The sequence below is a fragment of the Brevundimonas nasdae genome (assembly GCF_016654005.1).
Classification (GTDB): domain Bacteria; phylum Pseudomonadota; class Alphaproteobacteria; order Caulobacterales; family Caulobacteraceae; genus Brevundimonas; species Brevundimonas nasdae.
The window spans coordinates 23929-49788 of sequence record NZ_JAEPWN010000007.1; the positions used below are offsets into that span (position 1 = coordinate 23929).

30 protein-coding genes and 1 pseudogene are annotated in these 25860 nt (G+C 68.0%); 21 read left to right on the plus strand and 10 right to left on the minus strand.

From position 1 onward, the window contains the following. Positions 1-8: 8 nt before the first annotated feature. From JKF87_RS11440 to JKF87_RS11470, 7 genes are all read left to right on the plus strand, one after another. On the plus strand, positions 9-860 hold the full coding sequence (locus tag JKF87_RS11440; protein ID WP_201100030.1) for a tetratricopeptide repeat protein: 852 nt from the start codon (positions 9-11) through the stop codon (positions 858-860). Beyond that, positions 851-2218 carry a tRNA lysidine(34) synthetase TilS gene (tilS, locus tag JKF87_RS11445; RefSeq protein WP_201100031.1) on the plus strand — a complete coding sequence of 456 codons (1368 nt, stop codon included), beginning with the start codon at positions 851-853 and terminating at the stop codon, positions 2216-2218. The genes JKF87_RS11440 and tilS overlap by 10 nt, the downstream gene beginning before the upstream one ends. Beyond that, on the plus strand, positions 2205-4166 hold the full coding sequence (gene ftsH / locus JKF87_RS11450) for an ATP-dependent zinc metalloprotease FtsH (protein ID WP_201100032.1): 1962 nt from the start codon (positions 2205-2207) through the stop codon (positions 4164-4166). Before tilS ends, ftsH begins: the two co-directional genes overlap by 14 nt. A gap of 112 nt (positions 4167-4278) precedes the next feature. Further along, positions 4279-5493, plus strand: coding sequence for an acyltransferase family protein (locus JKF87_RS11455; protein ID WP_201100033.1), 1215 nt, complete (start codon positions 4279-4281; stop codon positions 5491-5493). A 54-nt stretch (positions 5494-5547) separates the two neighbouring features. Beyond that, the gene (locus JKF87_RS11460; protein ID WP_201100034.1) at positions 5548-6198 is read left to right on the plus strand and encodes a hypothetical protein; all 651 of its coding nucleotides are present in this window, start codon (positions 5548-5550) and stop codon (positions 6196-6198) included. Between the two features lie 4 nt (positions 6199-6202). Further along, a complete protein-coding gene (locus JKF87_RS11465) occupies positions 6203-6505 on the plus strand; it encodes a winged helix-turn-helix domain-containing protein (RefSeq protein ID WP_201100035.1) in 303 nt (100 codons plus the stop codon). After that, a complete protein-coding gene (locus tag JKF87_RS11470) occupies positions 6505-7101 on the plus strand; it encodes a YdeI/OmpD-associated family protein (RefSeq protein WP_201100036.1) in 597 nt (198 codons plus the stop codon). The genes JKF87_RS11465 and JKF87_RS11470 overlap by 1 nt, the downstream gene beginning before the upstream one ends. A 94-nt stretch (positions 7102-7195) precedes the next feature. Here JKF87_RS11470 and JKF87_RS11475 read toward each other — a convergent pair whose 3' ends face one another. Next, a complete protein-coding gene (locus tag JKF87_RS11475) occupies positions 7196-7609 on the minus strand; it encodes a GreA/GreB family elongation factor (protein ID WP_201100037.1) in 414 nt (137 codons plus the stop codon). A gap of 277 nt (positions 7610-7886) precedes the next feature. Between JKF87_RS11475 and folP the strand changes: the two genes are divergently transcribed. The 5 genes and pseudogenes from folP (at position 7887) to JKF87_RS11500 (ending at position 10863) form a co-directional block, all read left to right on the plus strand. Further along, complete coding sequence (gene folP / locus JKF87_RS11480; RefSeq protein WP_236261337.1) at positions 7887-8672, plus strand: dihydropteroate synthase; 786 nt, start codon at positions 7887-7889, stop codon at positions 8670-8672. A gap of 63 nt (positions 8673-8735) precedes the next feature. Next, complete coding sequence (locus JKF87_RS11485) at positions 8736-9092, plus strand: DMT family protein (RefSeq protein WP_201100039.1); 357 nt, start codon at positions 8736-8738, stop codon at positions 9090-9092. Between the two features lie 42 nt (positions 9093-9134). Beyond that, a pseudogene (locus JKF87_RS11490) lies at positions 9135-9478 on the plus strand (DMT family transporter). Beyond that, entirely contained in the window at positions 9475-10275 is an 801-nt protein-coding gene (gene thiD / locus JKF87_RS11495) for a bifunctional hydroxymethylpyrimidine kinase/phosphomethylpyrimidine kinase (protein WP_201100040.1), read from the plus strand. The pseudogene JKF87_RS11490 and the gene thiD overlap by 4 nt, the downstream one beginning before the upstream one ends. A 3-nt stretch (positions 10276-10278) precedes the next feature. Beyond that, complete coding sequence (locus JKF87_RS11500; RefSeq protein WP_201100041.1) at positions 10279-10863, plus strand: nucleotidyltransferase family protein; 585 nt, start codon at positions 10279-10281, stop codon at positions 10861-10863. A 183-nt stretch (positions 10864-11046) separates the two neighbouring features. Here the strand turns inward: JKF87_RS11500 and JKF87_RS11505 are convergent, their stop codons facing one another. Then, a complete protein-coding gene (locus tag JKF87_RS11505) occupies positions 11047-11442 on the minus strand; it encodes a DUF983 domain-containing protein (protein ID WP_201100042.1) in 396 nt (131 codons plus the stop codon). Between the two features lie 172 nt (positions 11443-11614). Here JKF87_RS11505 and JKF87_RS11510 point away from each other — a divergent pair, with 172 nt between their 5' ends. Beyond that, entirely contained in the window at positions 11615-14455 is a 2841-nt protein-coding gene (locus JKF87_RS11510) for a tetratricopeptide repeat protein (RefSeq protein WP_236261323.1), read from the plus strand. A gap of 36 nt (positions 14456-14491) precedes the next feature. Here the strand turns inward: JKF87_RS11510 and JKF87_RS11515 are convergent, their stop codons facing one another. The 3 genes from JKF87_RS11515 to JKF87_RS11525 all read right to left on the minus strand — a co-directional run bounded on the left by JKF87_RS11515 (position 14492) and on the right by JKF87_RS11525 (position 16002). After that, on the minus strand, positions 14492-14770 hold the full coding sequence (locus JKF87_RS11515; protein ID WP_008263548.1) for an HU family DNA-binding protein: 279 nt from the start codon (positions 14768-14770) through the stop codon (positions 14492-14494). A 114-nt stretch (positions 14771-14884) separates the two neighbouring features. Beyond that, positions 14885-15721, minus strand: a complete 837-nt coding sequence (gene fliP, locus JKF87_RS11520; RefSeq protein WP_201100043.1) for a flagellar type III secretion system pore protein FliP — start codon at positions 15719-15721, stop codon at positions 14885-14887. 5 nt (positions 15722-15726) lie between these two features. Then, positions 15727-16002: a FliO/MopB family protein gene (locus JKF87_RS11525; protein ID WP_201100044.1), complete on the minus strand. Its 276-nt coding sequence runs from the start codon at positions 16000-16002 to the stop codon at positions 15727-15729. A 141-nt stretch (positions 16003-16143) separates the two neighbouring features. Here JKF87_RS11525 and JKF87_RS11530 point away from each other — a divergent pair, with 141 nt between their 5' ends. Genes JKF87_RS11530 through fliE form a run of 3 tightly spaced genes read left to right on the plus strand, consistent with a single transcriptional unit; the run spans position 16144 to position 17311 of the window. Then, entirely contained in the window at positions 16144-16557 is a 414-nt protein-coding gene (locus tag JKF87_RS11530) for a flagellar basal body rod protein FlgB (protein ID WP_201100045.1), read from the plus strand. An 11-nt stretch (positions 16558-16568) separates the two neighbouring features. Continuing rightward, positions 16569-16988: a flagellar basal body rod protein FlgC gene (gene flgC / locus JKF87_RS11535; protein WP_370874346.1), complete on the plus strand. Its 420-nt coding sequence runs from the start codon at positions 16569-16571 to the stop codon at positions 16986-16988. A 14-nt stretch (positions 16989-17002) separates the two neighbouring features. Beyond that, positions 17003-17311, plus strand: coding sequence for a flagellar hook-basal body complex protein FliE (fliE, locus tag JKF87_RS11540; RefSeq protein WP_201100046.1), 309 nt, complete (start codon positions 17003-17005; stop codon positions 17309-17311). Positions 17312-17327: 16 nt separating this feature from the next. On the opposite strand, the gene JKF87_RS11545 is transcribed toward fliE, so the two are convergent. Beyond that, on the minus strand, positions 17328-18137 hold the full coding sequence (locus tag JKF87_RS11545; protein ID WP_201100047.1) for a metallophosphoesterase family protein: 810 nt from the start codon (positions 18135-18137) through the stop codon (positions 17328-17330). 46 nt (positions 18138-18183) lie between these two features. Next, positions 18184-18786, minus strand: coding sequence for a polysaccharide biosynthesis/export family protein (locus JKF87_RS11550; protein ID WP_201100048.1), 603 nt, complete (start codon positions 18784-18786; stop codon positions 18184-18186). A gap of 296 nt (positions 18787-19082) precedes the next feature. Here JKF87_RS11550 and JKF87_RS11555 point away from each other — a divergent pair, with 296 nt between their 5' ends. Both JKF87_RS11555 and JKF87_RS11560 read left to right on the plus strand, forming a co-directional pair. Next, a complete protein-coding gene (locus tag JKF87_RS11555; protein WP_201100049.1) occupies positions 19083-19667 on the plus strand; it encodes a hypothetical protein in 585 nt (194 codons plus the stop codon). Positions 19668-19825: 158 nt separating this feature from the next. Then, positions 19826-20956 (plus strand): cell wall hydrolase, encoded by a 1131-nt coding sequence (locus tag JKF87_RS11560; protein ID WP_201100050.1) that lies wholly within the window; start codon positions 19826-19828, stop codon positions 20954-20956. On the opposite strand, the gene JKF87_RS11565 is transcribed toward JKF87_RS11560, so the two are convergent. Continuing rightward, on the minus strand, positions 20953-21852 hold the full coding sequence (locus JKF87_RS11565) for an SDR family oxidoreductase (protein WP_201100051.1): 900 nt from the start codon (positions 21850-21852) through the stop codon (positions 20953-20955). The two genes, JKF87_RS11560 and JKF87_RS11565, sit on opposite strands and share 4 nt — an antisense overlap. Before the next feature lie 97 nt (positions 21853-21949). On the opposite strand from JKF87_RS11565, the gene JKF87_RS11570 reads away from it, so the two are divergent. Both JKF87_RS11570 and JKF87_RS11575 read left to right on the plus strand, forming a co-directional pair. Further along, positions 21950-22798, plus strand: coding sequence for a helix-turn-helix transcriptional regulator (locus tag JKF87_RS11570; RefSeq protein WP_201100052.1), 849 nt, complete (start codon positions 21950-21952; stop codon positions 22796-22798). Between the two features lie 9 nt (positions 22799-22807). Further along, positions 22808-23281, plus strand: coding sequence for a cysteine hydrolase family protein (locus JKF87_RS11575; RefSeq protein ID WP_201100053.1), 474 nt, complete (start codon positions 22808-22810; stop codon positions 23279-23281). 6 nt (positions 23282-23287) lie between these two features. Here JKF87_RS11575 and JKF87_RS11580 read toward each other — a convergent pair whose 3' ends face one another. After that, complete coding sequence (locus JKF87_RS11580; protein ID WP_317134894.1) at positions 23288-24202, minus strand: LysR family transcriptional regulator ArgP; 915 nt, start codon at positions 24200-24202, stop codon at positions 23288-23290. A 61-nt stretch (positions 24203-24263) separates the two neighbouring features. Between JKF87_RS11580 and JKF87_RS11585 the strand changes: the two genes are divergently transcribed. Beyond that, positions 24264-24884 carry a LysE/ArgO family amino acid transporter gene (locus tag JKF87_RS11585; RefSeq protein WP_236261324.1) on the plus strand — a complete coding sequence of 207 codons (621 nt, stop codon included), beginning with the start codon at positions 24264-24266 and terminating at the stop codon, positions 24882-24884. On the opposite strand, the gene JKF87_RS11590 is transcribed toward JKF87_RS11585, so the two are convergent. Further along, the gene (locus JKF87_RS11590; protein WP_201100054.1) at positions 24881-25774 is read right to left on the minus strand and encodes a LysR family transcriptional regulator; all 894 of its coding nucleotides are present in this window, start codon (positions 25772-25774) and stop codon (positions 24881-24883) included. The two genes, JKF87_RS11585 and JKF87_RS11590, sit on opposite strands and share 4 nt — an antisense overlap. Positions 25775-25860 lie beyond the last annotated feature (86 nt).

Genomic DNA, 25860 nt, shown 5'->3' on the forward strand with positions numbered 1-25860 from the left:
AGTCAGCCATGACGCTCAAGCTTTCCTTCACGCGCAATCGCGCCATCGCCGCCGCCGCCCTGGGCGTGGTCCTGATCGCAGGCGGCGCCGTCGCCCAGCAGCCCGCCCCGCCCAACATCATGGAGCGGACCGAGTGGGACAACCGCCGCCTGGACCAGCTGGACCGCAACGTCCGCCGTCTGGAGCGCGCCCTGACCCAGCGCAACGCTGCGGGCCAGCCGGTTCTGGTCGAGCCGGACCCCGAGGTGATCGCCCTGCAGGGCCGGGTCGATATTCTGGAGCAGCGTCTGAACGACCTGTCGTCCACCATCCGTCGCATCACCGGCGACGGCGAGCGGGTGACCTTCCAGCTGGATGAAAGCCAGCGCGACAACACCGCCCTGCGTCGTCGTCTGGCCGACGCCGAGGCCCGCATCCAGAAGCTGGAGACGGCGGCGGAGCTGAACGCCCCGATCCAGGTCAACACCCCAACCGGCGATGCGGCCCAGGATCTGGCTGCGGCGGTCCGCCTGATCGGCACGGATCGTCCGCGCGGCGAGCGGGCGCTGGAGACGGTGGTGGTCACCTGGCCCGACACGCCCCAGTCGCGTGAGGCAAACTCGCGTCTGGGCGACCTGCGTGTCTCGGCCAACGACAAGGCGGGCGCCGTGCCCTATTTCGCCGCCGCGCTGAAGGACTGGCCGCGCATCGGCTGGGCCGCCGACGCCACGCTGAAACTGGCTGACGCCCTGTTCGCCACCGACCGCAAGACGCAAGGGTGCGCCGCCCTGGGCGAGTTCACGCGCCGCTATGCGCCGACCGCGTCCGACCCGCAGAAGGCCCGCGCGGCCCAGCTGCGCACCTCGGGCGGGTGCAGCTGACGCCTGACATCGGGGGGACGGATCAAGCCGGTCTGGCGGCGCGCGTCCATGCGCGGCTGGATCAGCGACTGTCGCGTGATGTCGATCATCCCGTCGCCCTGGCCCTGTCCGGCGGCGGGGACTCCATCGCCCTGCTGCGGCTGGCGGCGACCTGGGCCAGGGCGCGAGGGCGCCGCCTGCTGGCCCTGACCGTTGATCACGGGCTTCAGGCGGACAGCGCCGCCTGGACCGCCTTCGCCGCCCAGGCCGCACGCACGCAGGGCGCGACGTGGGTGGGACTGGACTGGCGCGGTGACAAACCTACGACCGGCATTACAGCCGCCGCCCGCCTGGCCCGTCATCGCCTGATAGCGAACGCCGCCCGTGACGCCGGGGCGCGGGTCGTCCTGTTCGCCCACAACGCCGACGACATCGCAGAGGCCGACTGGATGCGGGCGCAGGGATCGACGCTGGGCCGCCTGCGCGACTGGACCCCGTCGCCTGTCTGGCCTGAGGGGCGCGGCCTGATGCTGGCCCGGCCTCTGTTGTCCGAACGCCGCGAGACGCTGCGGAATTGGCTGAGCGGGCAGGGCGCAGACTGGATCGACGACCCGGCTAATGACGACCCGCGCTATGGCCGCAGCCGCGCGCGACAGGCGTTGCAGGCCAGCACATCCGCTCCCGTTGCGCCGTCGCGTGTCGTCGCCACGCCCACCGTGCAGCCCATCATTCTGGACGGCGGAATCATCCAGCTGGACCGCGACGTCCGCGCAGCAACCCTCGCCGCCGCCCTTGTCTGTACAGGCGGCGGATCGACGCCGCCGCGCGGCGACCGGCTGTCCGCTGTGCTGGATCGGCTGCGCGCTGCGGACGATTTCGTCGCGGTTTTGAGCGGCGCCAGGCTGGAAGCGACGGCGGATCGCGTGATCGTGATGCGTGAGGCGGGCGAGTGGTCGCGGCGTCCCATCGCGCCGCTGAGGCTGGAGCCCGGACAGGCCGCTGTCTGGGACGGGCGGTGTCTCTTCACCGCGCGCGAGCCCGGCTGGACGGTGGTTGCGGCGCGCGGACGCCTGTCCAGCCTGACTGTGCGGGACCGCACGGCCCTGAACCGCCTGCCGCCTGCCGCCCGCGCCGCCGTCCCCGTCCTGTTGCGGGACGATGAAACTGCGCCGGTTCTTGCAGGGAAGAGCGTCGAACAACGCGATCTGACGGCCGAACGGCTCAGGCTTGCGTTGGACGAAACGACGCACGAAGACGATCTGAATCATGCGCCCGATGGCGTAACGCCGTGGAACCCCCTATTTTCACGGAAAGACATTCCAGACCGTGGACCCACTCTGGGCCTGCGGACGACCGAGGACCTCAATGAACCTGCGTAATCTGGCGATAACCGGCGTCATCATCCTGGCCTTGCTGGCGGGCTATGCGGCCATCTCGCAAGGGGGTGCCATGACCGGCATGGGCGGCCCTGCGGGCGCGGCCGCCGGCGGCCGCCCCGAGCAAATCACCTATTCCCAGCTGGTGCAGAAGGTGGAGGCCGGCGACGTCAAGGAAGCCACCGTGCGCGGCGACCAGGTGACGGGCGTCTTCAAGAACGACAACCGTTTCACCGCCACGACCGTCTTCCCGAACGAGACCCTGGTGAACTCCATGTTGGCGGCGGGCGTCAATGTTGACGCCAAGACCACGCGTCAATCGTGGTGGGCCAGCCTGCTGATCGGCATTCTGCCCATCGCGCTGCTGATCGGCGTCTGGATCTTCTTCATGCGCCAGATGCAGGGCGGAGCGCGCGGCGCCATGGGCTTTGGCAAGTCCAAGGCCAAGCTGCTGACCGAGCACAAGGGCCGCAAGACCTTTGACGATGTCGCAGGCGTCGATGAGGCCAAGGACGAACTGCAGGAGGTCGTCGACTTCCTGAAGGATCCGGGCAAGTTCCAGCGTCTGGGCGGCAAGATCCCGAAGGGCGCCCTGCTGGTCGGCCCTCCCGGCACCGGCAAGACGCTGCTGGCCCGCGCGGTCGCGGGTGAGGCGGGCGTGCCCTTCTTCTCGATCTCGGGTTCGGACTTCGTCGAAATGTTCGTCGGCGTCGGCGCCAGCCGCGTGCGCGACATGTTCGAACAAGCGAAAAAGAATGCTCCGTGCATCATCTTCATCGATGAAATCGACGCCGTCGGTCGCCATCGCGGCGCAGGCCTGGGCGGCGGCAATGACGAACGCGAACAGACCCTGAACCAGCTGCTGGTCGAGATGGACGGGTTTGAGGCGTCCGAGAACATCATCCTGATCGCCGCGACCAACCGTCCCGACGTGCTGGACCCGGCCCTGCTGCGTCCCGGCCGTTTCGACCGTCAGGTCGTGGTGCCGAACCCCGATGTGTCGGGCCGCGAACGCATCCTGCGCGTCCACATGAAGGATGTGCCCCTGGCCGCCGACGTCAACGTCAAGACCATTGCGCGCGGCACGCCCGGCTTCTCGGGTGCCGACCTGGCCAATCTGGTCAACGAAGCGGCCCTGACCGCGGCCCGCAAGGACCGCCGCATGGTCACGCACCGCGACTTCGAAGACGCCAAGGACAAGGTGCTGATGGGCTCGGAGCGTCGCTCCATGGCCATGAACGAGGAAGAAAAGCGCCTGACCGCCTATCACGAGGCCGGTCACGCCATCGTCGCCATGAACGTCAAGATGGCCGACCCGGTGCACAAGGCGACCATCGTTCCGCGCGGCCGCGCCCTGGGCATGGTGATGCAGTTGCCGGAAGGCGATCGCTATTCGATGAAGTACCAGCAGATGATCGACCGGATCGCCATCATGGCGGGCGGCCGTGTCGCAGAGGAGCTGATCTTCGGCAAGGAGAACATCACCTCGGGCGCATCGTCGGACATCGAACAGGCGACCAAACTGGCGCGCGCCATGGTCACCCGCTGGGGCTTCTCCGAGAAGCTGGGCACGGTAGCTTACGGCGAGAACCAGGAAGAGGTCTTCCTGGGCCACTCGGTCGCGCGCAGCCAGAACGTCTCGGAAGAAACGGCCCGCACCATCGACGACGAAGTGCGTCGTCTGGTCACCTCGGGCTGGGATGAGGCGCGCCACATCCTGACCACCAAGGCCGAAGACCACGAGAAACTGTCCCAGGCCTTGCTGGAATACGAAACCCTGTCGGGTGAAGAGATCAAGGACCTGCTGGAGAAGGGCGTCGCTCCGAACCGCGACGAGAACAACTTCCCCAACGCCGGGCCCTCGGTCTCGGTGCCGGTGACGCCGGTGGATGAAGCCTCGGTCGAGGTGCCGCCGACCCCCGCCGCCACAAGCGTGCCGACGGTCCACTAAGTCTGCCGAACCCGCCGCGGAGAAATCCTCGGCGGGTTCTCTTTCGTGAACTAGTTTGCATTTCAGACTAGTCTATGAGATATCGCTCTCGTTCCTAACGGGAGGGGTCGCCATGACGGCATCCGAAATCGATCGTTCAGAGCGGCTTCACAGCCTTGATGCGCTGCGTGGCGCGGCTCTGCTGCTGGGGGTGGTGCTGCACGCCGCCATGTCCTTTTTTCCGACCCAGATCTGGATCGTCGCGGACGATCAGAGGTCGGTCTGGGCCAGCGGCCTGTTCTTCGTCATCCACGTCTTCCGCATGGCCAGCTTCTTCCTGATCGCCGGTCTGTTCGCGCATATGATGCTGAACCGGCGGGGCGTGGCGGGCTTCGTCAGGAACCGGCTGATCCGCATTGCAGCCCCGTTCGGGGTGTTCTGGACGCCGGGGATGGCGGCGATCATCGCCGTGCTGATCTGGAACGCCTCGCTGCAAGGCCTGACCGCCGCCGACGCGCCGCCGCCGCCGACCTATGACTGGACCAACATCCCCCTGACCCACCTGTGGTTCCTGTGGGTGCTGATGCTTTTCTACGCCGGGTTCGTGATCCTGCGGGCGGGGTTCAAGGCGCTGGACGGCAAGGGTGATGGCGCGCGGATGCTGGACCGGCTGACGGCGGGTCTGATCGGGCCGTGGGGGCCGTTCGTGCTGGGTGCGCCGCTGGCCGTCGCCCTGTGGTTCGAGCCGAACTGGATCGCCTTTTTCGGCATTCCCACGCCGGATCACGGCCTGATCCCCAATGTTTCCGCCGCCGTGGGGTTCTGCCTGGCCTTCGCCTTTGGCGTCATGCTGGACCGACGCCGGGACCTGTTGAGCCGCATCCAGGCCTGGACGCCCGCCTATCTGGGGCTGGCGGTTGGCGCGGGCGCGATTGCCCTGATGCTGGCGGGCGGACCCGATCCGCATCTGGCGCCCCTGACCGATCCGGCGCTCAAGGCCTATGCCGCGGCGGCCTTCGGCGTGGCGACCTATGCCGCGATGTTCGCCGCGGTCGGTCTGGCGTTGAGGCTCGCCTCGGGCCGCAGCGCGGTGCGCCGCTATCTGGCTGACGCCTCCTACTGGATCTACATCGTCCATCTGCCGCTGGTGATGGCGGCCCAGGTTCTGGTGCAGGATTGGAGCCTGCCGTGGTTCGTCAAACTGGCCGTGGTCGTCGCAGGGGTTCTGGCCGTCTCGGTCGCCAGCTATGAACTGCTGATCCGCCACAGCTTCATGGGACGCTGGCTGAACGGCCGCCGCGTGCCGTGGCGTCAGCCGCGCCAGCCGACGCTCGCGCCCGCCGAATAGCTTGCCAATCAGACGCCGCTCGTCCACCCAGACCGCATCATCCGAGGATTCCTCATGACTGATCCCGCTCGCTCCGCCGAGGCCGATCTGGCCTTTCTGCGCTCCGTCGTTTCAGGCGCAGGCCCCCAGGGTCATTTCACCATGGGCGTCGCCTATCTGGCGGGCGGGCTGCTGTACGGGTTCCAGTGCCTGTTCCACGTCGGTCAGGCGGTGGGCTGGATCAACTGGCCGGGGCTGGCCACCCTGATCTTCGTCAGCAGCATCACCATCGCCATGATCGGCATACTGATCTGGGCGGCGCGCGAGGATCGCAAGGGACCGCGCCCCGGCCCCATGGTCACCCGCACCCTGAACGCCGCCTTCAGCGCCACGGGCATGGTCAATCTGGCGGTGATCCTGGTGTTCGGGATGGGCGCGATGCGGGACCATGACTTCGCCGTGTGGCTCTATTATCCGGCCATGGTCTTCGCCGTTCAGGCGGCGGCGTGGTGGGTGGCGTGGAGCCTGCGCCGGTCGATGTGGATGCTGGCGACCTCGCTGGGCGGTCTGGCGACGGCGGTGGCGCTGGGCCTGCTGGTGCGCGAGCCTGTCGCCTATCTGTTCGTCTGCACCCTGGCGCTGTTCGGCCTGTTCGCGGCGCCCGGCTGGGTCATGTTGAGCGGGGCCCTGAAGGCGCGCGCCGCCATTGGCGGGCAGGTCGGCTGACCCTATGAGTCTGGATCAACTCGGCAAGATCGATGAGGTCATCCACGGTCGCCTGCGGCTGGGGATCATGGTCTATCTGGCCGACGCCGAAGCCGCCGATTTCACCGAGCTGAAGACGGTGCTCGAAGCCACCCAGGGCAACCTGTCCGTCCATATCAAGAAGCTGGAGGAGGCGGGCTATGTCGCCGTGGCCAAGAGTTTCGTGAACAACAAGCCCCTGACACGCGTCTCGATCACGCCCCAGGGGCGCAAGGCCTTCGCCGCCTATCTGGAGGCGCTGGGCGGGTTGATCGGAAGGAAGGCCTGATGGCGCCCATGGTGGTCGATCCGGCCAAGGTGCGGACCTTCGAGGACAAGGCGTCCTTCTATGACTGGCTGGGCCGGAACCATGACCGTGAGACGGAGCTGTGGATCAGGGTGTTCAAGGTGAAGTCGGGCGTGGCCTCGATCACCATTCCCGAGACCATCGACGTGGCCCTGTGCTGGGGCTGGATCGACGGGATCAAGAAGGGGCTGGACGAGGTCAGCTTCCTGCAGCGCTACACCCCGCGCGGCAGAAAGAGCGTCTGGAGCCAGGTCAATGTCGGCAATGTCGCCCGCCTGATCGAAGAGGGGGCGATGACCCCGCACGGGATGAAACACGTCGAGGCGGCCAGGGCGGACGGACGCTGGGACGCGGCCTATCGCACCAGCAACGCGGCCGCGCCGGACGATCTGATGGCGGCCATCGACGCCGATCCGCAGGCGCGTGCGACCTTCGACATCCTGACCGCCCAGAACCGTTTCGCCCTGATCTTCCGCACCCAGGGCATGAAGACCGAGGCCGGGCGCAGGAAGAAGATCGCCGAACTGACCGCCATGCTGGCGCGGGGCGAGACCCCCTATCCGCAGAAGAGGGCCTGAGAAGGCGAGTTTGTTTTTCCGCATCCGTTCGGCGCAGTGCGGGCGGAATGTCCGACCCTCGGGTCAAGCCCGAGGGTGACGCAGAGGGAGGCGATCAAACCTCCGGCAGCACCTCGGCGTCCTCGATCATCACCGGCGTCAGGCTGCGCTCGGAACCCGAGGGGTCGGTCCAGGAGATGGTGTAGCCCTCGACCAGGCCGATCAGGCCCGCGCCGACGTGCGACAGGACCGACACCTTGCCCGCGTCGATATCGGCCTCGTTGGGCAGGACGATCTGGATGCGGCGCGGGTCCGACGAACGACCGTCGACATAGTGCAGCCAGCGGTGCAGGGGCACGGCGCCCTTGGGCAGGTCGGCGGGCTCGCAGATGACCGCGCGCTCCAGCTCGTCCTGCAACATGCCGGCGACGCCTTCGCCGGGCATGTCCCCGACCAGACGCGACAGGGTTTCGTGATCCTCGGCGCTGAGGAAGATGTCGGGGCGGACGGGAAGGGCGGACTTGGACATGGGGTTTGCTCGCAAAGGCATAGGCCGCCCTGCGCGCGTTCGGCGTCAGGCGTCGGCTGGAAGAGGGGTTTCAGATCGTCGCCCGGAACGGGCAAAAGGCACGCAGCCGTTCCGGGTCAGAAGCCTGCGACGAGGCGTCCCGCGTGGGAAAGGCGTCGAGCCTGGCTGACGAAACGTGTGTTCACGGCTAGAGGCTGATCCCATGTCGCGTGAAAGTCAAACTCCGCCGTTGGTCGGCCTGTCGCACGCCGTGCCCGACGGGGGCGTTCCGCTGGTCATGGGAATCGTCAATGTGACGCCGGACAGCTTCTCCGATGGGGGGCGTTGGGCGACGACGGAGCGGGCGGTCGAACAGGCGCTGCGGCTGGCGGAGCAGGGGGCGGATGTTCTGGACATCGGCGGTGAAAGCACCCGTCCGGGCGCCGATCCGGTGACGGAAGGCCAGGAGATCGACCGCGTCGCCCCCGTCATCGCCGCGATCCGCGCGCGATGGGACGGCGTGATCAGCATCGACACCATGAAGCCCGCCGTGGCCCGCGCCGCCTTCGCTGCGGGTGCGGCCATGTGGAACGACGTCACGGCCCTGACCCATGCGCCCGACAGCGCCGCCGTGGCCGCAGAACTGGGCTGCGACGTGGTTCTGATGCACATGAAGGGCGAGCCGCGCACCATGCAGGCCGATCCCCGGTATGACGACGTGGTGGCCGAGGTCGCGGCCTATCTGAACGACCGGGCCCAGGCCGCGATGGGGGCGGGCGTGGCGCGCGACAGGATCTGGCTGGATCCCGGCATTGGCTTCGGCAAGACCCTGGCGCACAACATGGCCCTGACGGCGCATCTGCAGGCCCTGACCGCGCTGGGCTTTCCCGTCCTCTACGCCGCCAGCCGCAAGCGCACGATCCAGGCCATCGACGCCACGGCGACCCAGGCCGACGACCGGCTGGGCGGGTCGCTGGCCCTTGCGCTGGAGGGGGCGCGGCGGGGCGCCCGCATGGTCCGCGTCCACGACGTGCGCGAGACGGTTCAGGCGTTGAAGGTTCAGGCGGCGGTGGCGAACGGCTGACACCCGCGACATCCGGTCGCGGCGGCTGTAGAGCGGTCGGGCAACAACCAACGGCCGCCGTCCATGAATCTGGGTTCCTATATCGCCCCCATCCTGATGCTGTGCCTGTCGAACGTCTTCATGACCTTCGCCTGGTACGGACATCTGAAGTTTGACCACAAGCCGATGTGGCTGCTGGTCATGGCCAGCTGGGGCATCGCCTTCTTCGAATACTGGCTGGCGGTTCCGGCCAACCGCATCGGCATACACGTCTATTCGCCCGCCGAGCTGAAGACGATGCAGGAGGTGATCACCCTGCTGGTCTTCGCCGGGTTTTCGGTCCTGTATCTGGGCGAGAAGCTGACGATCAATCATCTGGTCGGGTTCGCCTTCATCGGTCTGGGCGCCTTCTTCATCTTCAAGGGGCCGCTGGGCGCGTGAACCGCCTTGCCCTCAGGGACGGGCTGGGTCATCTGACCCCTCATGTCCTGGGTCATGTCGATCAATCCGTGGGTGACGCTGGTCGTCGCCGGTCTGTTGGAGGTTCTGTGGGCCTCGGGCCTCAAGAACGTCAGCCTGCAAAGGCCCCTGACGTCGCTGGGGTGCTGATCGCCCTGGCCAGCAGCATGATCCTGTTGTGGGTGGCGACGCAGAAACTGCCGATCGGCACGGCCTATGCGATCTGGACCGGCATCGGCGCCGTGGGCGCGGCGCTGGTCGGCATCCTGTTCTACAATGAGCCGGCCACGGCGGTGCGGGCGGTCTGCATCCTGCTGATCGTGTCGGGCATCGTCGGGCTGAAGCTGTTTTCGGGAGCGGCCGCATGAGCGCCCTTCATCAAGGCCGGGTCCTGATTCTGGCTGGCTCTGACTCGGGCGGCGGGGCTGGAATCCAGGCCGACATCAAGGCCGTGACCATGATGGGCGGATACGCCGCCACCGCCATCACCGCCATCACCATCCAGAACACCCTGGGCGTCCACGGCGTCCATCCGCTGCCGCTGGATGTCATCACCGCACAGGCCCGCGCCGTGCTGGACGACATCGGCACCGACGCCTTCAAGACCGGAATGCTGGGTTCGGTCGAGGTGGTCGAGACCGTCGCCGCCCTGCTGGACACCGCCGACGCCCCCGCCGTGGTCGATCCCGTCATGGTGGCCAAGGGCGGCCATCCCCTGCTGCCTGATCTGGCCGTCGAGGCGGTCAAGGCGCTGATGATCCCGCGCGCGGCGCTGCTGACCCCCAATGCGCCCGAGGCCGAGGCCCTGACCGGGTTCGCGGTCCATGATCTGGACGGTCAGCGCCGCGCCGGCGAGGCCCTGCTGGCGATGGGCGCGCGGGCGGTGCTGATGAAGGGCGGCCATGTGCCGGGCACGACCGTGATCGATCTGTTGATGACCACGGACGGCGAGACGGTGCTGGAATCCGAGCGGATCGACACCCGTCACACCCACGGCACCGGCTGCACCCTGGCCAGCGCCTGCGCCGCCGGTCTGGCGCTGGGCCGTCCGCTGGAGGTCGCGGTCGCCGAGGCCTGGGCCTATGTCGCCGAGGCCATCCGTCGTGCGCCCGGCCTGGGCGGCGGCCACGGCCCGCTGGACCACGCCTGGCCGGTGCGGGGCTGAACCATGACGACGACGAATCTTGAGGCGCGGCTGGTCGAGGTCGTGCGCGCCGACCCCAATCTGATGCACGTCCTGACCACGGTGCGGGCGCTGGACCTGCCCGATTGGCGGCTGGTGTCAGGCGCCGTCTATCAGGCGGTCTGGAACGCCCAGACGGGCCGCGCGGCGGGCTATGGGGTCAAGGACTATGACCTGGCCTATTTCGACGCCTCGGACGTGTCTTATGAGGCCGAGGACGAGGTCATCAAACGCGTCGCCGCAGCCTTTGACGAGCCGTTCCGCAGTCAGGCCGAGGTCCGCAATCAGGCGCGGGTGCATCTGTGGTTCGAGAACCGCTTCGGCGAGCCCTATGACGCCCTGTCCTCGACCGATCAGGCGCTGAACCGGTTCGTCGCCCCGACCTTTGCCATCGGAGTGCGGCTGGAGGCGGATGACGCCATCACCGTCGCCGCGCCGTTCGGGCTGGAGGACGTCTTTTCCATGACCATCCGGCCCAATCCGCTGCGCCCGCTGGCCAAGGGCTGGGCCAAGACCATCGCCAATGCGCGCGGACGCTGGCCGGAACTGATGGTGGTGGAGCCGATCTAGTTTCTTCGAGGCTTAGCCCAAACCGTCATTCCGGGGCTGAGCAAAGCGAAGAACCCGGAATCCAGGACCACATTCTCATCGCCAGCCGTCATCAATGGCACGACCCTCCTGGGTTCCGGGTTCGTCCTGCGGACGCCCCGGAATGACAAGCCGAGTGGTCGGAAAACTGAAGCCCGAACCGAGCTAGTAAGGCCCGTGCTTGCCGTTGGAGGAGAACTCAGGCGGGGCGGCCTTGTGGATGAACTGTTCGGCGACCAGCCAGGCCTTGAACGGGCGCAGGCAGCCCAGGCACATGGCGACCAGCAGGGGCAGGGTTACGACGGCGTGGACCCAGATGGGCGGGTGGACCGTGAACTCGAACGCCATCAGCAGGATCATGCCGATGATGCCCACCGCCGACATGACGAAGAAGGCCGGGCCATCCGCCGGGTCGGCGAAGGCGTAGCTGAGGCCGCACTCGGGGCATTCCGCGCGCAGGGTCAGATAACCCTTGAACAGCGGGCCCTTGCCGCAGCGGGGGCAACGGCAGGCGAGGCCTGTCTTGACGGTGCTGAGCGGGGGATATTGCGGATCGGCCATGGGACAACCCTATCCGCTTGCGTCGGGTCTGTCGCGTGGACGGTTTGTCCATGGACGAACACTGTTTCAGTCCGGGACGAATGATGGCCTGGCCGACCGCCGATTAACCGTGACGAAAGGGCTTTGGCGGCATAGCTGGCGGGTAATGTCAGGGCCGTCGCCGACCACGCGCATGCTGAAGACGACCGTGGCGGCCGCTGCGGCGGGCGCTGTCGCGTTCGCGCCGCTGGCCCCCTTGGCGCAGGACGTCGGCCGCGGCCGCGACCCGCTTTCCATCTCCATCGGCCAGAACAGCGGCTTCACACGCGTCGAGTTCGGCGGCGTGATCGGCCTGCGCAGCCAGGTGCGTCGCGACGGGGACAGGTTGTACGTCCGCCTGGGGGTCTCGGCGGCGCCCGATGTGTCGCGCCTGCGCGTCGATCCGCCGCAGGGGGTGACGTCGGTCGAGACGCGGATGGCGCGCGGCGGCGGCACCGATCTGATCCTGACCCTGGCCGAGGGCGCCGACTATCGCTCGGGTGTCGCCGACGGGGCCGTGTGGCTGAACCTCTATGCCCCCGGCAAGGCGCCTGAGCGGGCGGCCGAGACGGTCGCCAGGGTCAACGCCGTCGTGCCGGTGCGCGCCGAGACGTCGGCGGACAAGACCGTCCTGACCTTCCAGTGGGGCGCGCCGGTCGGCGCCGCCGTCTTTCGTCGGGGCGAGGCCGTCTGGGTGGTGTTCGACACCGCCGCCAAACTGGACCTGAACGGCGCCCTGAGGGGCGGCAAGGCCTCTGGACCTGCAAGCGGCGCCCGATGGGCCGCGGGCCCCGGCTATACCGCCCTGCGCATCGCCGCGCCCGGCGACCTGTCCGTCTCGGCTCAGGGGCAGGGCGGGACATGGACCGTCTCCATCGGCGGGAACGGCGCGGGCGGATCGGGCGTGGAGGTCGATCGTTCCGACGACGGGGCCTCGACCCTGGTGGCGCGCATGGCCGGGGCGACCAAGACGGTCTGGCTGACCGATCCGCTGGTCGGCGACCGTTTCGCCGCCGTGACGGCCCTGGCCCCCGGCAAGGGCATGGCCGAGCGCCGGTCCACCGTCGACCTGACCCTGCTGCCCACCGCCCAGGGTCTGGCCATCGAGACGGCGACCGATGACCTGAAGGTGGATGCGGCAGGCGATCTGGTCACGCTGAGCCGACCGCGCGGCCTGACTTTGTCGCCGCCCTCGGCCCTGCTGCAGGCGGCGGGGTCCCTGGTCGATGCGCCGCCCAAGGCTAATGATCCGGCCCTGATCCTGGCCGACTGGGCCGCCGTAGGGGCGGCGGGCTTCTCGGACCGCTATCAGCGGCTTCAGGACGAGGCCATGGCCGAGGCGGCGGCGTCGGACGACAATCCGCGCGCGCCCATCGCCGCGCGCGTGGCCTTCGCCCGGTTCCTGGTCGGGTCGGGTCTGAACTACGAAGCCATCGGCGTGCTGAACGGAATCATCGCCAAGTCGCCCAGCATGCAGGGCGAGCCGGAGGTGCGGGGCCTGCGCGGCGCCGCCCGCGTCGGCGTCGGGCGCCTGGAGGAGGCCCAGGCCGATTTCGCCATCGGCGCCCTGGCCAATGATCCCGCCGCCAAGGTCTGGCAGGGCTATATCGCCGCCGAACAGGGCGACTGGGAGGGCGCGCGCCGCGCCTTCGCCGCCGGGGCGTCGGTGGTCGATCAGTTCCCCAAGGAATGGCGCGCCCGCTTCGGCGCCGCCCACGCCATGGCCGCCGTGCAGACGGGGGACCTGCCGGCCGCGCGACAACTGCTGGCCTATGTCTTCAGCCAGAACGCCCCCGCCGCCGACCAGTTGACGGCGCGGCTGGTGCAGGCCCGCCTGTTCGAGCTGAGCGGCGACAAGGATCGGGCGCTGGCGATCTACAAGGCCGTGGCGCGGGCGCCGCTGGACGGCATCGCCACCCCGGCCAAACTGGGCGCCATCTCGCTGGAGCTGGAGCGGGGCGCCCTGACCCCGGACAAGGCGGCGCAGCGGCTGGAGCAGTTGAAATGGCGCTGGCGCGGCGACGCCACCGAGTTGTCGGTGATCCGCAAGCTGTCGGACATCTATCTGCAGCAGGGCCGCTATCGCGAGGCGCTGGAGGCGCTGCGCGGGGCGGGCAAGCGGATGGCGGGCGTGCCCGGCGCGGCGGAGGTCCAGGCCGACCAGTCCAACGCCTTCCGCGCCCTGTTCCTGGAAGGCGCCGCCGACGGGCTGCAGCCGGTTCAGGCCCTGGCGCTGTTCTATGATTTCCGCGAACTGACGCCCATCGGCGCGGACGGCGATGAGATGGTGCGGCGTCTGTCGCGCCGCCTGATCGATGTCGACCTGCTGGATCAGGCCGCCGAACTGCTGAAACACCAGGTGGACGAGCGTCTGGACGGCGTGGCCAAGGCCCAGGTCGCCACCAATCTGGCCACCGTCTATCTGATGAACCGCCAGCCGGAGAAGGCGCTGCAGGCCATCTGGGGCTCGCGCACCACGCTTCTGCCCGCCGCCATGAACAGCGAGCGCCGGGCGCTGGAGGCCCGCGCTCTGATGGACCTGGGACGGTTTGATCACGCCATGGAGGTGCTGGACCGCGACCAGTCGCCGCCCGCGCGCGAGGTTCGCGCCGATGTGCTGTGGAAACAGCAGAAATGGACCGAAGCCGCGCAGCAGTACGAGGGGCGTCTGGGCGACCGCTACAAGACGCCTGGGACGCCGCTGAGCCCGTCAGAGGAGGGGTGGTTGATCCGGGCGGGCGTCGGCTATTCGCTGAGCAGCAACCGCGCGGCCCTGACGCGTCTGCAGGGCCAGTATTCGCCCTTCATCGCGGGCGCACGATCCGCCAACGCCATGCGGGTGGCGCTGGACGACAGCCTGTCCGGCGTGGCCGGGACGAGCGATTTCGCGGGCCTGACCGCGGGCGCCGACACCTTCGTCGGCTGGGTGACGGCGGCCAAACAGGACTTCCGAAAGGAAACGGGCGGAGATCGCCCCGCGACCCCCGCCCGTTAAATCAGCGCTATTGATCCCGGATGGGATCAAGAAGGCTTAGCCGTTGACGGCGTCCTTCAGGGGCTTGGAGACGCGGAAGCGCACAGCCTTGGAAGCCGCGATCTTGATGGTCGCGCCCGTCGCCGGGTTGCGGCCTTCACGCTCGGCGCGTGCAGCGGTGTCGAAGACGCCCAGGTTCGAGATGCGGACATCGCCGCCGGCCTTCAGGCTGGCGTGGATGTTTTCGACGATGGCGGTCAGCACCTTGCCTGCGTCGGCCTGCGAGACACCGGCGTCTTTGGCGACGGCGGCGATCAGTTCGGCTTGAGTGGTCATAGGGGTCGTTTCCAGTGTTAGTCGCCCGATTCAGGGCGAGGACTAAGGGATCAACACGGAAATCGGGGGGCATTGCAAGCGCCGAAAACGCTGAAAGCCTTACAGGGCGGGGGATTATCCGGTTCCGGCCCCTCTCTGGAAGCTCTCGACCAGGCTTCCAGCCACCAGTCTCCAGCCGTCCACCAGCACGAAGAAGATCAGTTTGAACGGCAGGGATACAACCACCGGAGGCAGCATCATCATGCCCATGGACATCAGCACGCTGGCCACCACCAAATCGATCACAAGGAACGGAACGAAAAGGAGAAATCCTATTTCAAACGCCTTCTTCAACTCGCTGATCATGAAGGCCGGCGTGACGACCCGAAGTGGCAAGTCCTGCAGGTTCGGGGTCGGCTGGACCTGGCTCAAACGGGTGAACAGGGCCAGGTCCGCGCGGTCCACCTGACCCAGCATGAAAGTCTTCACAGGTTCCGACGCCTGATCGAAGGCCTGGGGCAGTTCGATCTGCTGATCCATCAGCGGACGGATGCCCGAATCATAGGCGTCCTGCCAGGTCGGGGCCATGACGATGGCGCTCAGGAACAGCGAAAGCGAGATCAGAACGGCGTTCGGGGGCGACTGCTGCAGGCCCAGCGCCGTGCGCAGCAGCGACAGAACCACGACGATGCGCACGAAGCTGGTGGTCATGATGACGATGGACGGGGCCAGCGACAGCACCGTCATCAGCCCGACCAGCTGGACGACGCGCTGGGTCAGGCCCGCGCCGTTGCCCAGGTCGATATTGATGGCCGAACCGCCCTGAGCCGCCTGTTGGGCCAGGGCCGCCACGGGCCAGGCCAGACAGACAAGGGTGGTGAACAGCGACAGAATGGCGGCGCGTTTCAGCTCCGCGCCCGTGGGTGTGGCGAAGAGGCTCTCCCTCCCGCCGCGGGGGAGACGTCTGGGCAAGGATTTCACTGGATCGCTCCCGGCTGGCGGGGTTCGATCAGTTCGCGGCCTTCGCCCAGCAGGATCAGGCGCTCCTCGTCATCGACCCGCACCAGAACCAGACGGCGCGCCGGGTCCAGAACCAGGGTCTCGACCACCTGCAGCCGCCGGGCGCCTTTTTCGGCGCTGAGACGGGCCATCAGCTTGGGCGCATAGCGACGCGCGGCCCAGGCGGCGACGCCGATCAGACCGAGGGTGAAGGCCAGGCCGAAGACGGCACGGGCAAGATCGAGGAAATTCATACGCTTATGGCCCCGCGCGGTCGGCGCTGTCCCATAAGTCTTAACCACCACGGTTAACGAGCCGTTGAGATAACGGCCTATTAACCATGCACGCGGCATTTTCTGCCCATCGCGCGCATCCGCGTTGCACGGGAGACCGCCATGGGCGTCGCCGACATACCTCTGCTGGGCCAGATCAAGGGCCGTCTGGGCTGGCTGGACGAGCGCCAGCGCCTGATCGCGGAGAACGTGGCCAACTCGGACACGCCTGGCTTCGTCGGGCGTGACCTGAAGATGCCGACCGACTTCGCCGCAGCCATGCGCTCGCGCGGCGGCGGCGCGGTGCAGATGGAGCGCGCCAGCGGCGCCCATTTCACGCCGCCGGGATCGGGCTATCGGTTCGAGACGACCAAGTCGCCGGATTCGGAAACCACGATGGACGGCAACTCGGTCGTGGTCGAAGAGCAGATGCTGAAGATGGCCGAGAGCCGCATGGCCTATGACGCGGCCATCGGCTTCTATCAGAAGTCCATGTCGATGATTCGTCTGGCGGCCAAGAAGCCCGGCGCGGGCTGAGGAACTGATCCATGCCTGATCCCATTCCGCCCTCGAACAGCGCCATGGCCGTCGCGGCTTCGGCGCTCAAGGCGCAGCAGTCGCGGATGCGCGTCATCGCCGAGAACATCGCCAACGCCCAGTCGACGGCCCGCACGCCGGGCGGCGAGCCGTACCGCCGTCAGATCCCCGTCTTCCAGCCGCGTGAAGTCGACGGCGCCACGGGCGTGGCCCTGGCCGAGGTTCGCCCCGATCAAGGCGACTTCAAGATGGACTATGATCCGTCGCACCCGGCGGCGAACGCCCAGGGCTATGTCCTGCGTCCCAATGTCGACACCCTGGTCGAGGCGATGGACATGCGCGAGGCGCAGCGGGCCTATGAGGCCAATCTGAACGTCATCGAGACGGCGCGGTCGATGGACGCCCGCACCCTCGACATCATCAAGCGCTGAGGAGGGCTTAAGTCATGAACCCCATGATGGCCGCCCGCGCCTACGCCGCCGTTCAGGGCGTCGCCATGCCCACCGCGCCCGCCGCCCAGGCGCCTGGCGTCGGCGACGGCGGCTTCGCCGACCTAGTCAAAAACGCCATGACCGACATGGCCCAGCAGTCGAAGGCGGCGGAAACCCAGATGGCCAGCTCCATTCAGGGACAGGGCAATCTGATCGACGTGGTCACGGCGCTGAGTTCGGCCGAGGCTTCGCTGGAAACCGTCATCTCGGTCCGCGATCAGGTCATCTCGGCCTACAAGGAAATCATGGCGATGCCGCTGTAAGGCGGGCTCGTCGGCCTTACAGCGGGTGACGGCTGATCGTCACCTTGGAGCGCCCGCCCGCCGTCTGCATTAGTTCGCGCGCGGTTCCTTCCAGGCGCAGGCCCGTCAGCACGCCGGTCGCATAGGCGCCGGTGTCCACCCCGATGCGGCGATAGTCGGCGTGAACCGCCTCTGACGGCGTATGGCCGTGAACCACCACCCGCTCGAACGGTTCGGGGTTCTCCAGAAAGGCCTGACGCACCCACATCAGCTGGCGCGGGTCCTGCTGGTCCAGCGGCACGCCCGGCTCGGCCCCGGCATGGGCGAAGAAATAGTCGCCGATAGAGACGCTGTACTGCAGGCCGTTCAGGAAGGCGCGCTGGCGGTCGCCGACGGCGGCGTTCAGCGCCTCGCAGGCTGCGGCCCAGCCCTCGGCGTCGGTCTTCAGCATCGGCGGAATGACGCCATAGGACAGCAGGGCTTCGCGCCCGCCATAGTCGCACCAGCCCGGCCCCAGCTCCGGGTCGGTCAGGAAGGCCTCCATGCGCTCTTCGTGGTTGCCGCGCAGGAAATGGGTCTCGATCAGGCCTTCGGCCTTGATGGCGGCCAGGCGGTCGATGACGCCCTTCGAATCCGGTCCCCGGTCGATGTAGTCGCCCAGGAAGACGATGACCTTTCGCCGCGCAGGCGAGCGGATCAGGTCCTCGATCATCGCATCCGCCAGCGGCTCCAGCAGATCCAGACGTCCATGCACGTCGCCGACGGCCCAGACGACGGTGTCGTCCGGGATCGCGGCGGTGCGCGCAGGCGCGGCCTTTGGGCGGGATTTGAACAGCTTGCCGAACATCAGGCCTTGATCAGCGGTCTGGCGACGCTTGGCAAGCGTCGTCTCATCAGAAGAAGCGTTCGCCGATGCGGATGGTGTCGCCCGGCGCCACCTGGGTGGCGGTGGTCAGCGGGAAGGCCTGTTCGCCCACGCCGTCCGCGCGCTTGATGTAAACCACGCGGGTGTTGGCGCGGTACGAGAAGCCCTCGGCCGTCGCCACGGCGTTCAGCACCGTCAGATTGTTGGTGTACGGATATTCGCCCGGCTTCTTCACTTCGCCCAGGATGTAGAAGGGGCGATAGTTCAGCACTTCGGCGGAAACGCGCGGCTCGTTGATATAGCCCTGGCGCAGGGCCTGGGCGATTTCTTCCTGGAACTGGCCGATGGTCAGGCCGGCGGCCTGAACTTCGCCGATCAGGGGCAGGGAGACCTTGCCGCTGCCGCCGACGATGAACTCGCCGGTCAGGGCTTCTTCGCCGAAGACGTTGACGCGGACCTTGTCTGCGGCGCCCAGGCGATACTCCGGCACCGAACGGACGGCGACGGGCTCATCGCCCGACGGAGCGATGATGGCCGCCAGGGATTCGGCGCCCGCCGGCGACGAGGCGCAGCCGGACACGCCGACAACCAGCATCAGGCCCACAAGCCCTGCGCGCAACCAATTCAGCATTTGTAGCTGTCCCCGATCGAAACTTGGCCTTTCTATAGCGTAAGGTGAAGTCCATTTCCAAGTCATCGATGACTGCAGCGCAGCATTGGGGGCCCGGCGGCGATTACGGCCCGATCTTCAAGCGCGGTCTGTCAGTCATTCGCCCCTGGATGAAAAGCGCCTGTACGGATGATCGCAGATTTTGCGTTGCGGGCGCGCGGACTGTAAGCGGTGCAGGCGCGGGTCCGCCGCTTCGATGTTCGAATGCGTCGGATCAGCGCATGAGGACGCTGCGGCGTCGGCGGGGAGCATCTTTCATGAAGCCTAGCGTCGTCTATGGACTGAAGCTCAGCGCCGCTGCTGTTCTGGCGGGCGCCTGCGTCCTGTCGGCAGGGGCGGCCGCCCTGACGCTGGGCGGCGGGTCCGAGCTGATGGATCTGGCGGGCCTGCATGAGAACCGGGCCGAGGCCCTGCTGGCGGAAAGTCCGCCGAACACAGAGGCCGCCGTCGCCGAAACCAAGGCCGCACTGGCCCAGGCGCCGATGAACGCAGCGGCCTGGGCGCGGCTGGCCTATATCGACCGCAGCCGCTCGACCGTCATGACCCCGGCGGCGCTGGACAATCTTGAGCGGTCCTATGCGGTGGCGCCGTATGGGCCGGACATCAGCCGCTGGCGCGTGCGCTATATGTTCGAACACTGGTCGGAGCTGACGCCGTCGCTGCGCAGCCAGGCGTCGGACGAACTGCGTGTCCTGTCGCGCTATCGCGGCGGAGTGGCCCGTGACACGATCCGCACCATCGAGAACCCCTCTGGTCGTCTGGCCGCCGAGATGATCCGTCGGCTGGGACAGGGCGACGCCCGACGCGATCGCGAAGCCCGCGAGGCGGCCGAGGCGGCCTGATCTCAAAGGCGATCTGCACGCCTTTGCTCGCCAATGGGTGTGGCTCCAGCACCACCGTAGCGGTTCGGACGCCCGTCGTTTCTCGCGGGGGCGGTATTTGCTGCAACGATGTGATATGCGCCCTGTTGAAAACTAGCTGGGCTGTATTCGAGGGGCGCATGACGACGAACGAGGACGTGATCCTGACAGGCTCGACCTTTGTCGATCGCATCCGTGTCGTCGCTCGGCGTCTGGGCGCCCGCATGGCGTTCAGCGAGCTGACGCCCATGCTGGTCTCGCTGCTGGGCGTATTGTTCATCCTGTCCCTGTCCGGCGCGGTGCTTCTGACCCAGCGTCTGGAGGAGCTGGCCGGTCAGTCGGCCCAGACCATCGGCTTGCCGGCGTCGGTCCCCATGGTCCAGCAGCGCCCGCTGGAGTTCACCCTGTCCCCGGACGAGGTGATGCCGATTTCGGAGGATGAGGCCCGCGCCTTCAACGCCGGACTGCCGTTCTCGACCCTGCCGATCCTGGCTGCAAAGCCCTTCATCATCCCGGCCGACCGGCTGGAGGACTACACCCGCGCCGTCGATTGCCTGGCCGCCGCCGTCTATTATGAGGCCGCCTCGGAAACGACCGAGGGTCAGGCCGCCGTGGCCCAGGTGGTGCTGAACCGCGTGCGTCACCCGGCCTATCCCAGCACGGTCTGCGGCGTGGTCTTCCAGGGTTCGGAGCGTCCGACCGGCTGCCAGTTCAGCTTTACCTGCGACGGCGCCATGAACCGGGTTCCCTCGATCGAGGGCTGGGCGCGGGCCAAGGCCGTGGCGTCGTCGGCCCTGAACGGCTCGGTCGCCGCGGGCGTGGGCATGGCGACCCACTACCACACCGACTATGTCGCGCCTTACTGGGCCGAGCGTCTGGTCAAGATGCGCCAGATCGGGGCGCACATCTTCTATCGCTGGGCCGGGACCTGGGGTCTGCCGGGCGCCTTCACCGTGCGTCATGGCGATGTGGAGCCGACCATCGCCCAGATGGCGGCCCTGTCCGCACCGCTGGAGGCGTTGGACCTGACGGCGGAGCTGCCGCTGCCGAGCGAGCCGATCGCGCCGATCATCCTGCGCGCGCCGCCGCCCGCCATCGTCGTCGTCGAACCGCACGAGGAGCACGCCGCCGCCGTCCACGCCGCCGCCCCCGCGCCGGTCGCCGCTCCGCCTGCGCCGCCGCCCGGCCCGACCATCATGGCCAGCCCCCTGACGCCGCCGCAGGCCGGTCAGCCCGAGCGTCGCCGCTCGCGCATCGCCACCCCCTTCTAGGATCGGCTTTCCCGCGCCAGCATCGCCTCGATATCGGCGATCAGGCCGGGTCCGGTCGGCGACCAGTCCAGTTCGCGGCGGGTGATGTCGCTGGAGGCCGACATTTCCTTGCCCGCGAAGGCGGCCAGATGTCCCAGACTTTGCGCCGCCTCGTCTGGCGACAGCGAGACGACAGGCAGGCCCAGGCCCCGTCCGACCGTTGCGGCGATCTGGCGGAAGGGCAGGGCGTTCTCCGCCGTCGCATGATAACGGCGGCCGGCCTGGCCTTTCTCCAGCGCCAGCCGGTAAAGACGCGCCGCATCCCCGACATGGGCCGCCGACCAGTTGTTCAGCCCGCCGCCGACATAGGCGGACACGCCGGTGCGCCGCGCCAGTGCAACGACGTCGGACACCAGCCCCTGTCTGACGGTGTCGTGAATCTGCGACAGGCGCACGATGCGGACATTCACCCCGGCCTGCAGCAGCCGTTCGCCCGCCTGTTCCGAGGCCACGCGCGGATTGGGCGAGGCGGGGTCGAACTGATCCTCGCGGGCTGGGCGGTCGGACGTCAGCATTCCCATGGGCGTCGCGGAGGTGATGATCAGCGGGCGGTCTGACCCGGTCAACGCCTGACCCAGCGCATCGACCGCGCGGGCGTCCTTGCGGCAGTTCTCGGCGAACCGCGAGAAGTCGTGGTCGAAGGCGGTGTGGATCACGCCGTCGCATTGTCCGGCGCCCTGGCGCAAACTGTCCAGGTCGGCGATGTCGCCCCGGTGCGGTTCGGCCCCGGCGTTTCGCAGCCGCTGTTCGCCTGCCTCAGACCGTGCAAGGCCCAGAACCTGATGCCCGGCCCTGAGCAGTTCCGGGACGATGGCCGAGCCGATGAAGCCGGTCGCGCCGGTCAGGAAGATACGCATGACTCTGAACTCCGATCTTGTCGGAGGTCAGGAAAGACCGCATTCTGATCCTGTTAAAGCCGTGACTTTATCCTATTATAATGACTGGCAGGACCGCATGACAGATACGTCGGGGACGCCGCTGGGCGCCTATCTGCGCGACCGCCGCGCCCGGATCGATCCGGCGGCGCTGGGCCTGCCGACGGGGCGTCGTCGCACGCCGGGCCTGCGCCGCGAGGAGGTGGCGCAGCGCGCCAACATCAGCCCCACCTGGTACGCCTGGCTGGAGCAGGGGCGGGGCGGCGCGCCCTCCGCCGAGGTGCTGGACCGGATCGCGGTCGGCCTGATGTTGACCGAGGCGGAGCGCGAGCATCTGTTCATGTTGGGTCTTGGCCGTCCGCCGCAGGTCCGTTATCGCGCCGTGGAAGGCGTCACGCCCCGGCTGCAACGCCTGCTGGATGCGTTCGAGGTCAGTCCCGCCCTGATCAAGACGGCGACCTGGGACGTGGTGGCCTGGAACCGCGCCGCCGCCGCCGTCCTGACCGACTATGGGGCGCTGGCGCCGCGCGAACGCAACATTCTGAAGCTGATCTTCGGTTCATCCCGCAGCCGCACCGCCCCGGCCGATTGGCAGGACATGGCCCGCTTTGTCGTTGCGGCCTTCCGCGCCGATGCGGCCCGCGCCGGGGCCGTGTCCGAGGTCGCGGATCTGGTCGCCGAACTGTGCGCCTCAAGCCCCGAGTTCGAGGCCATGTGGCGCGATAACGAGGTCCGCATTTACGGCGAGGGGACCAAACGCCTGAACCATCCGCTGGCCGGGGAGATCATGCTGGAGTTCTCCAGTTTCGCCGTGGACGCCCGGCCGGACCTGGGCCTGATCGTCTATAATCCGGTGACGCCGCAGGATGCCGAGCGGATACGGACGCTGTGTGGCCAGGCTTGCCAATCCGGTCGCGGCGCGCTGTAGAGACTGAGGATGCGCCAGGCCATCCTCATCATCGATGTTCAACCCAGTTTTTCGCCGCCCGAACCCCTTGTGCGCGACATTACGGCCCTGGCCGCGACCCTGCCTTCGGTCGCCACGGTCGAGCGCCACGACGAGACGGTCACCCCGTTTGAGGCGCAGCTGGGATGGAAGCCGGGGCTGAGCGACGACAGTCTGGTTCCGGCCGACCGGGTCTTCGTCAAGCACGGCTATCTGCCGCCGCCCGAACTGATCACCCATCTGAAGACGTTGGACGTGGAGCGGGTGCTGGTCTGCGGCATCCAGGCGGACACCTGCGTGCTGGGGGCGGGCTATTGCCTGTTCGATGCGGGCCTTAGGCCGACTCTGCTGTCCTGGCTGACGGTCGGTTCGTCGCTGGACCGATCCGGCGAACTGGGCGCACGGCTGTGGGCGCACCATTTCGGCCCGGTGTTGCGCTCGCCCCAGGAACTGACGCTGGACTGAACGTCGTCACAGGGGAGCCAGCTGTTGCGTCGCCGCGTCGCGCACGGCCTGCGTCAACGCCGCGATCAGACGGCTGGACAGACGCGGGCGACGCCAGAACAGGGGGACGTCGACAAAGACGGCTGGGTCCAGATCGATCAGTTCGCCCTGCGCGATCAGGGGCGCGGCCAGCGGCTCCGGCGTCATCGACCAGGCCAGACCTGCCAGCGTCAGGTCCAGAAAGGCTTGCGTCGACGGCGCCTGATGGGTCGGCGCGGCGACAGGGGCGCCGAACTTCTGCGTCATCCAGCGATCTTGCAGCGCATCACGCGCATCGAAACGCAACACCGGCGCAAGGGCCAGTGTATCCGGCGTCACCCTGTGCGGGAAGTGGCGGGCGCAATAGGCCGCGCTGGCCGTCGCCCGATAGCGCAGGGCGCCCAGCGGCGTGGTGCGGCAGCCCTGAATGGCTTTTCCCGTGGTGGTGACGGCGGCCAGCACCTGACCTGTACGCAGGCGTTCGGCGGTGTGGGCCTCATCATCCAACATCAGGTCCAGGGTGGCTGCGCCTGTGGATGCGAACCGAACCGCCGCCGCTGGAAACCAGGTCGCCAGACTGTCGGCGTTCAGGGCGATGCGAAGGCTGGGCGGCCCGGCGTCCACGGTTCCGCTCCAGCCCGGTTCGTCTGTCAGCAGGTCATGCTCCAGCAGGGCGACCTGATTGAAATGGGCGCACAGGCGCACGCCTGCCTCGGTCGCCGTGCAGGGCGACCCGCGCACGATCAGGGGTGCGCCCAGCCGTTCCTCCAGCCCCTTCACCCGCTGCGACACAGCAGAAGGCGTGACGCCTAGCGTCTGGGCGGCGGCGTCGAATGATCCTGTCCGGGCGACAGCGGCGACCGCGGCTAGTGAAGGATAGTCCAGCAGTTTAGCGTTCCTAATGCAGCATTAGAGAAATGAGCTGTTCTTAATGCGCGTCGTGGCCGATCTGCGCCAGATGACAATGACTGTTTTCTTGCAAGGCTTCGCCGTCGCCGCCCCGCTGATCATGGCTATCGGGGCGCAGAACCTGTTTGTGCTGAGACAGGGCGTTCTGCGCCAGCACGTCGTGCCGGTGGTGGTCTTCTGCGCCTTGATGGATGCAGTGCTGATTGCGGCGGGCGTCGGCGGGCTGGGTTCGCTGCTGGGGGCGGCGCCGATGTTGCGGGTGGCGATGGCGCTGGCGGGTTCGGGGTTTCTGATCTGGTACGGCGTGGGTGCAGCCAGACGGGCGGCCGCGCCGGGGGCGCTGGATCCGACGAAGGGTGAGGGGGCGTCCAGCCTTGCCGCCGCCCTGGCCCGCGCGGCGGCTTTCACCCTGTTGAACCCGCACGTCTATCTGGACACGGTGCTGTTGATTGGATCGATCGGTGCGGCCCAGGCGACGGAGGCTCGCCCGGTCTTTGTTGCGGGCGCGGCCTTCGCCAGCGTGGTCTGGTTCACGGGGTTGGGCTTTGGCGCGCGGCTGCTGGCGCCCATCCTGTCGCGGCCCAGGACCTGGCGGGTGATCGAGGCCGTCGTCGCCGTCATGATGTTCGCCATCGCCGCCAAGCTGTTGTGGGGCGCGGGCCAGATCATTCTCTAGCCGCCAGCGGGACTGCAAGGGTTCAGCCGGTCGGCCTGATCGGCGCACAACTGCCGGAGCCAGTGGCGGATGGCGCGCAGGCGGGCGGTGTCGTGGATGTCGCGGTGGGCGCTGAGCCAGAAGCGCCGGGTCAGAAGCACCGCGTCCGGCAGCAGACGCGTCAGCCCCTCGGCCAGGAAACAGGGCAGGACGCCGATCCCGCCGCCGGCCGCGATGATCTCACGCTGGGCGCGGATGGAGGAACTGGCCAGATGCGGGCGCAGGCCCGGCAGCACCTCGTCCAGATAGCGCAGCTCCGACGCGTAGATCAGGTCGTCGACATAGCCGACGACGGCATGGCCGCGCAGGTCTTCGACCGACCCCGGCGCTCCCGCCCGAGCCAGATATTCAGGCGCGGCGTAGAGGGCCAGCTGGTATCCGGTCAGGGGCTCGACCCACAGGCGGGCGGCGTCGGGCGGGCTGAGGGTCACCGCCAGATCCACCTCGCGCCGGGATGGGGACAGAAAGCCGGGATTGGCGGCCAGTTCGACGCGGACGTCCGGCCTCTGTTCGACCAGACGGGGCAGGGCGGGGGCCAGTATGGCCGATCCGAAGCCTTCGGAGGCGCTGATGCGGACAGTGCCGCCCGCGGAATCCTGAAGTCCCAGTTGAGCGGCGGCGGTCATGGCCCGTTCCGCCGCTGCGATGACGTCCAGAAACTCGGCCCCCGCCGAGGTCAGCTGCAACCCCGAGGCCGAGCGCACGATCAGGGTCGCCTTCAGCGTCGTCTCCAGCCGCGACACGCGCCGCCCGACCGTCGCCGCATCGACGCCCAGCCGCTGGGCCGCGCGGCTGAGAGATCCTGCGCGGGCGGCCTCGACGAAGATGTGAGCGTCTTCCCAGTCGAACATGATGATGCATCTGTGCGTAAGTGTGATTGCATATTTGCATTACGCCGTCCGCGCCGGGGTTGCTATGTCCTTGGGCAAGGGACTTC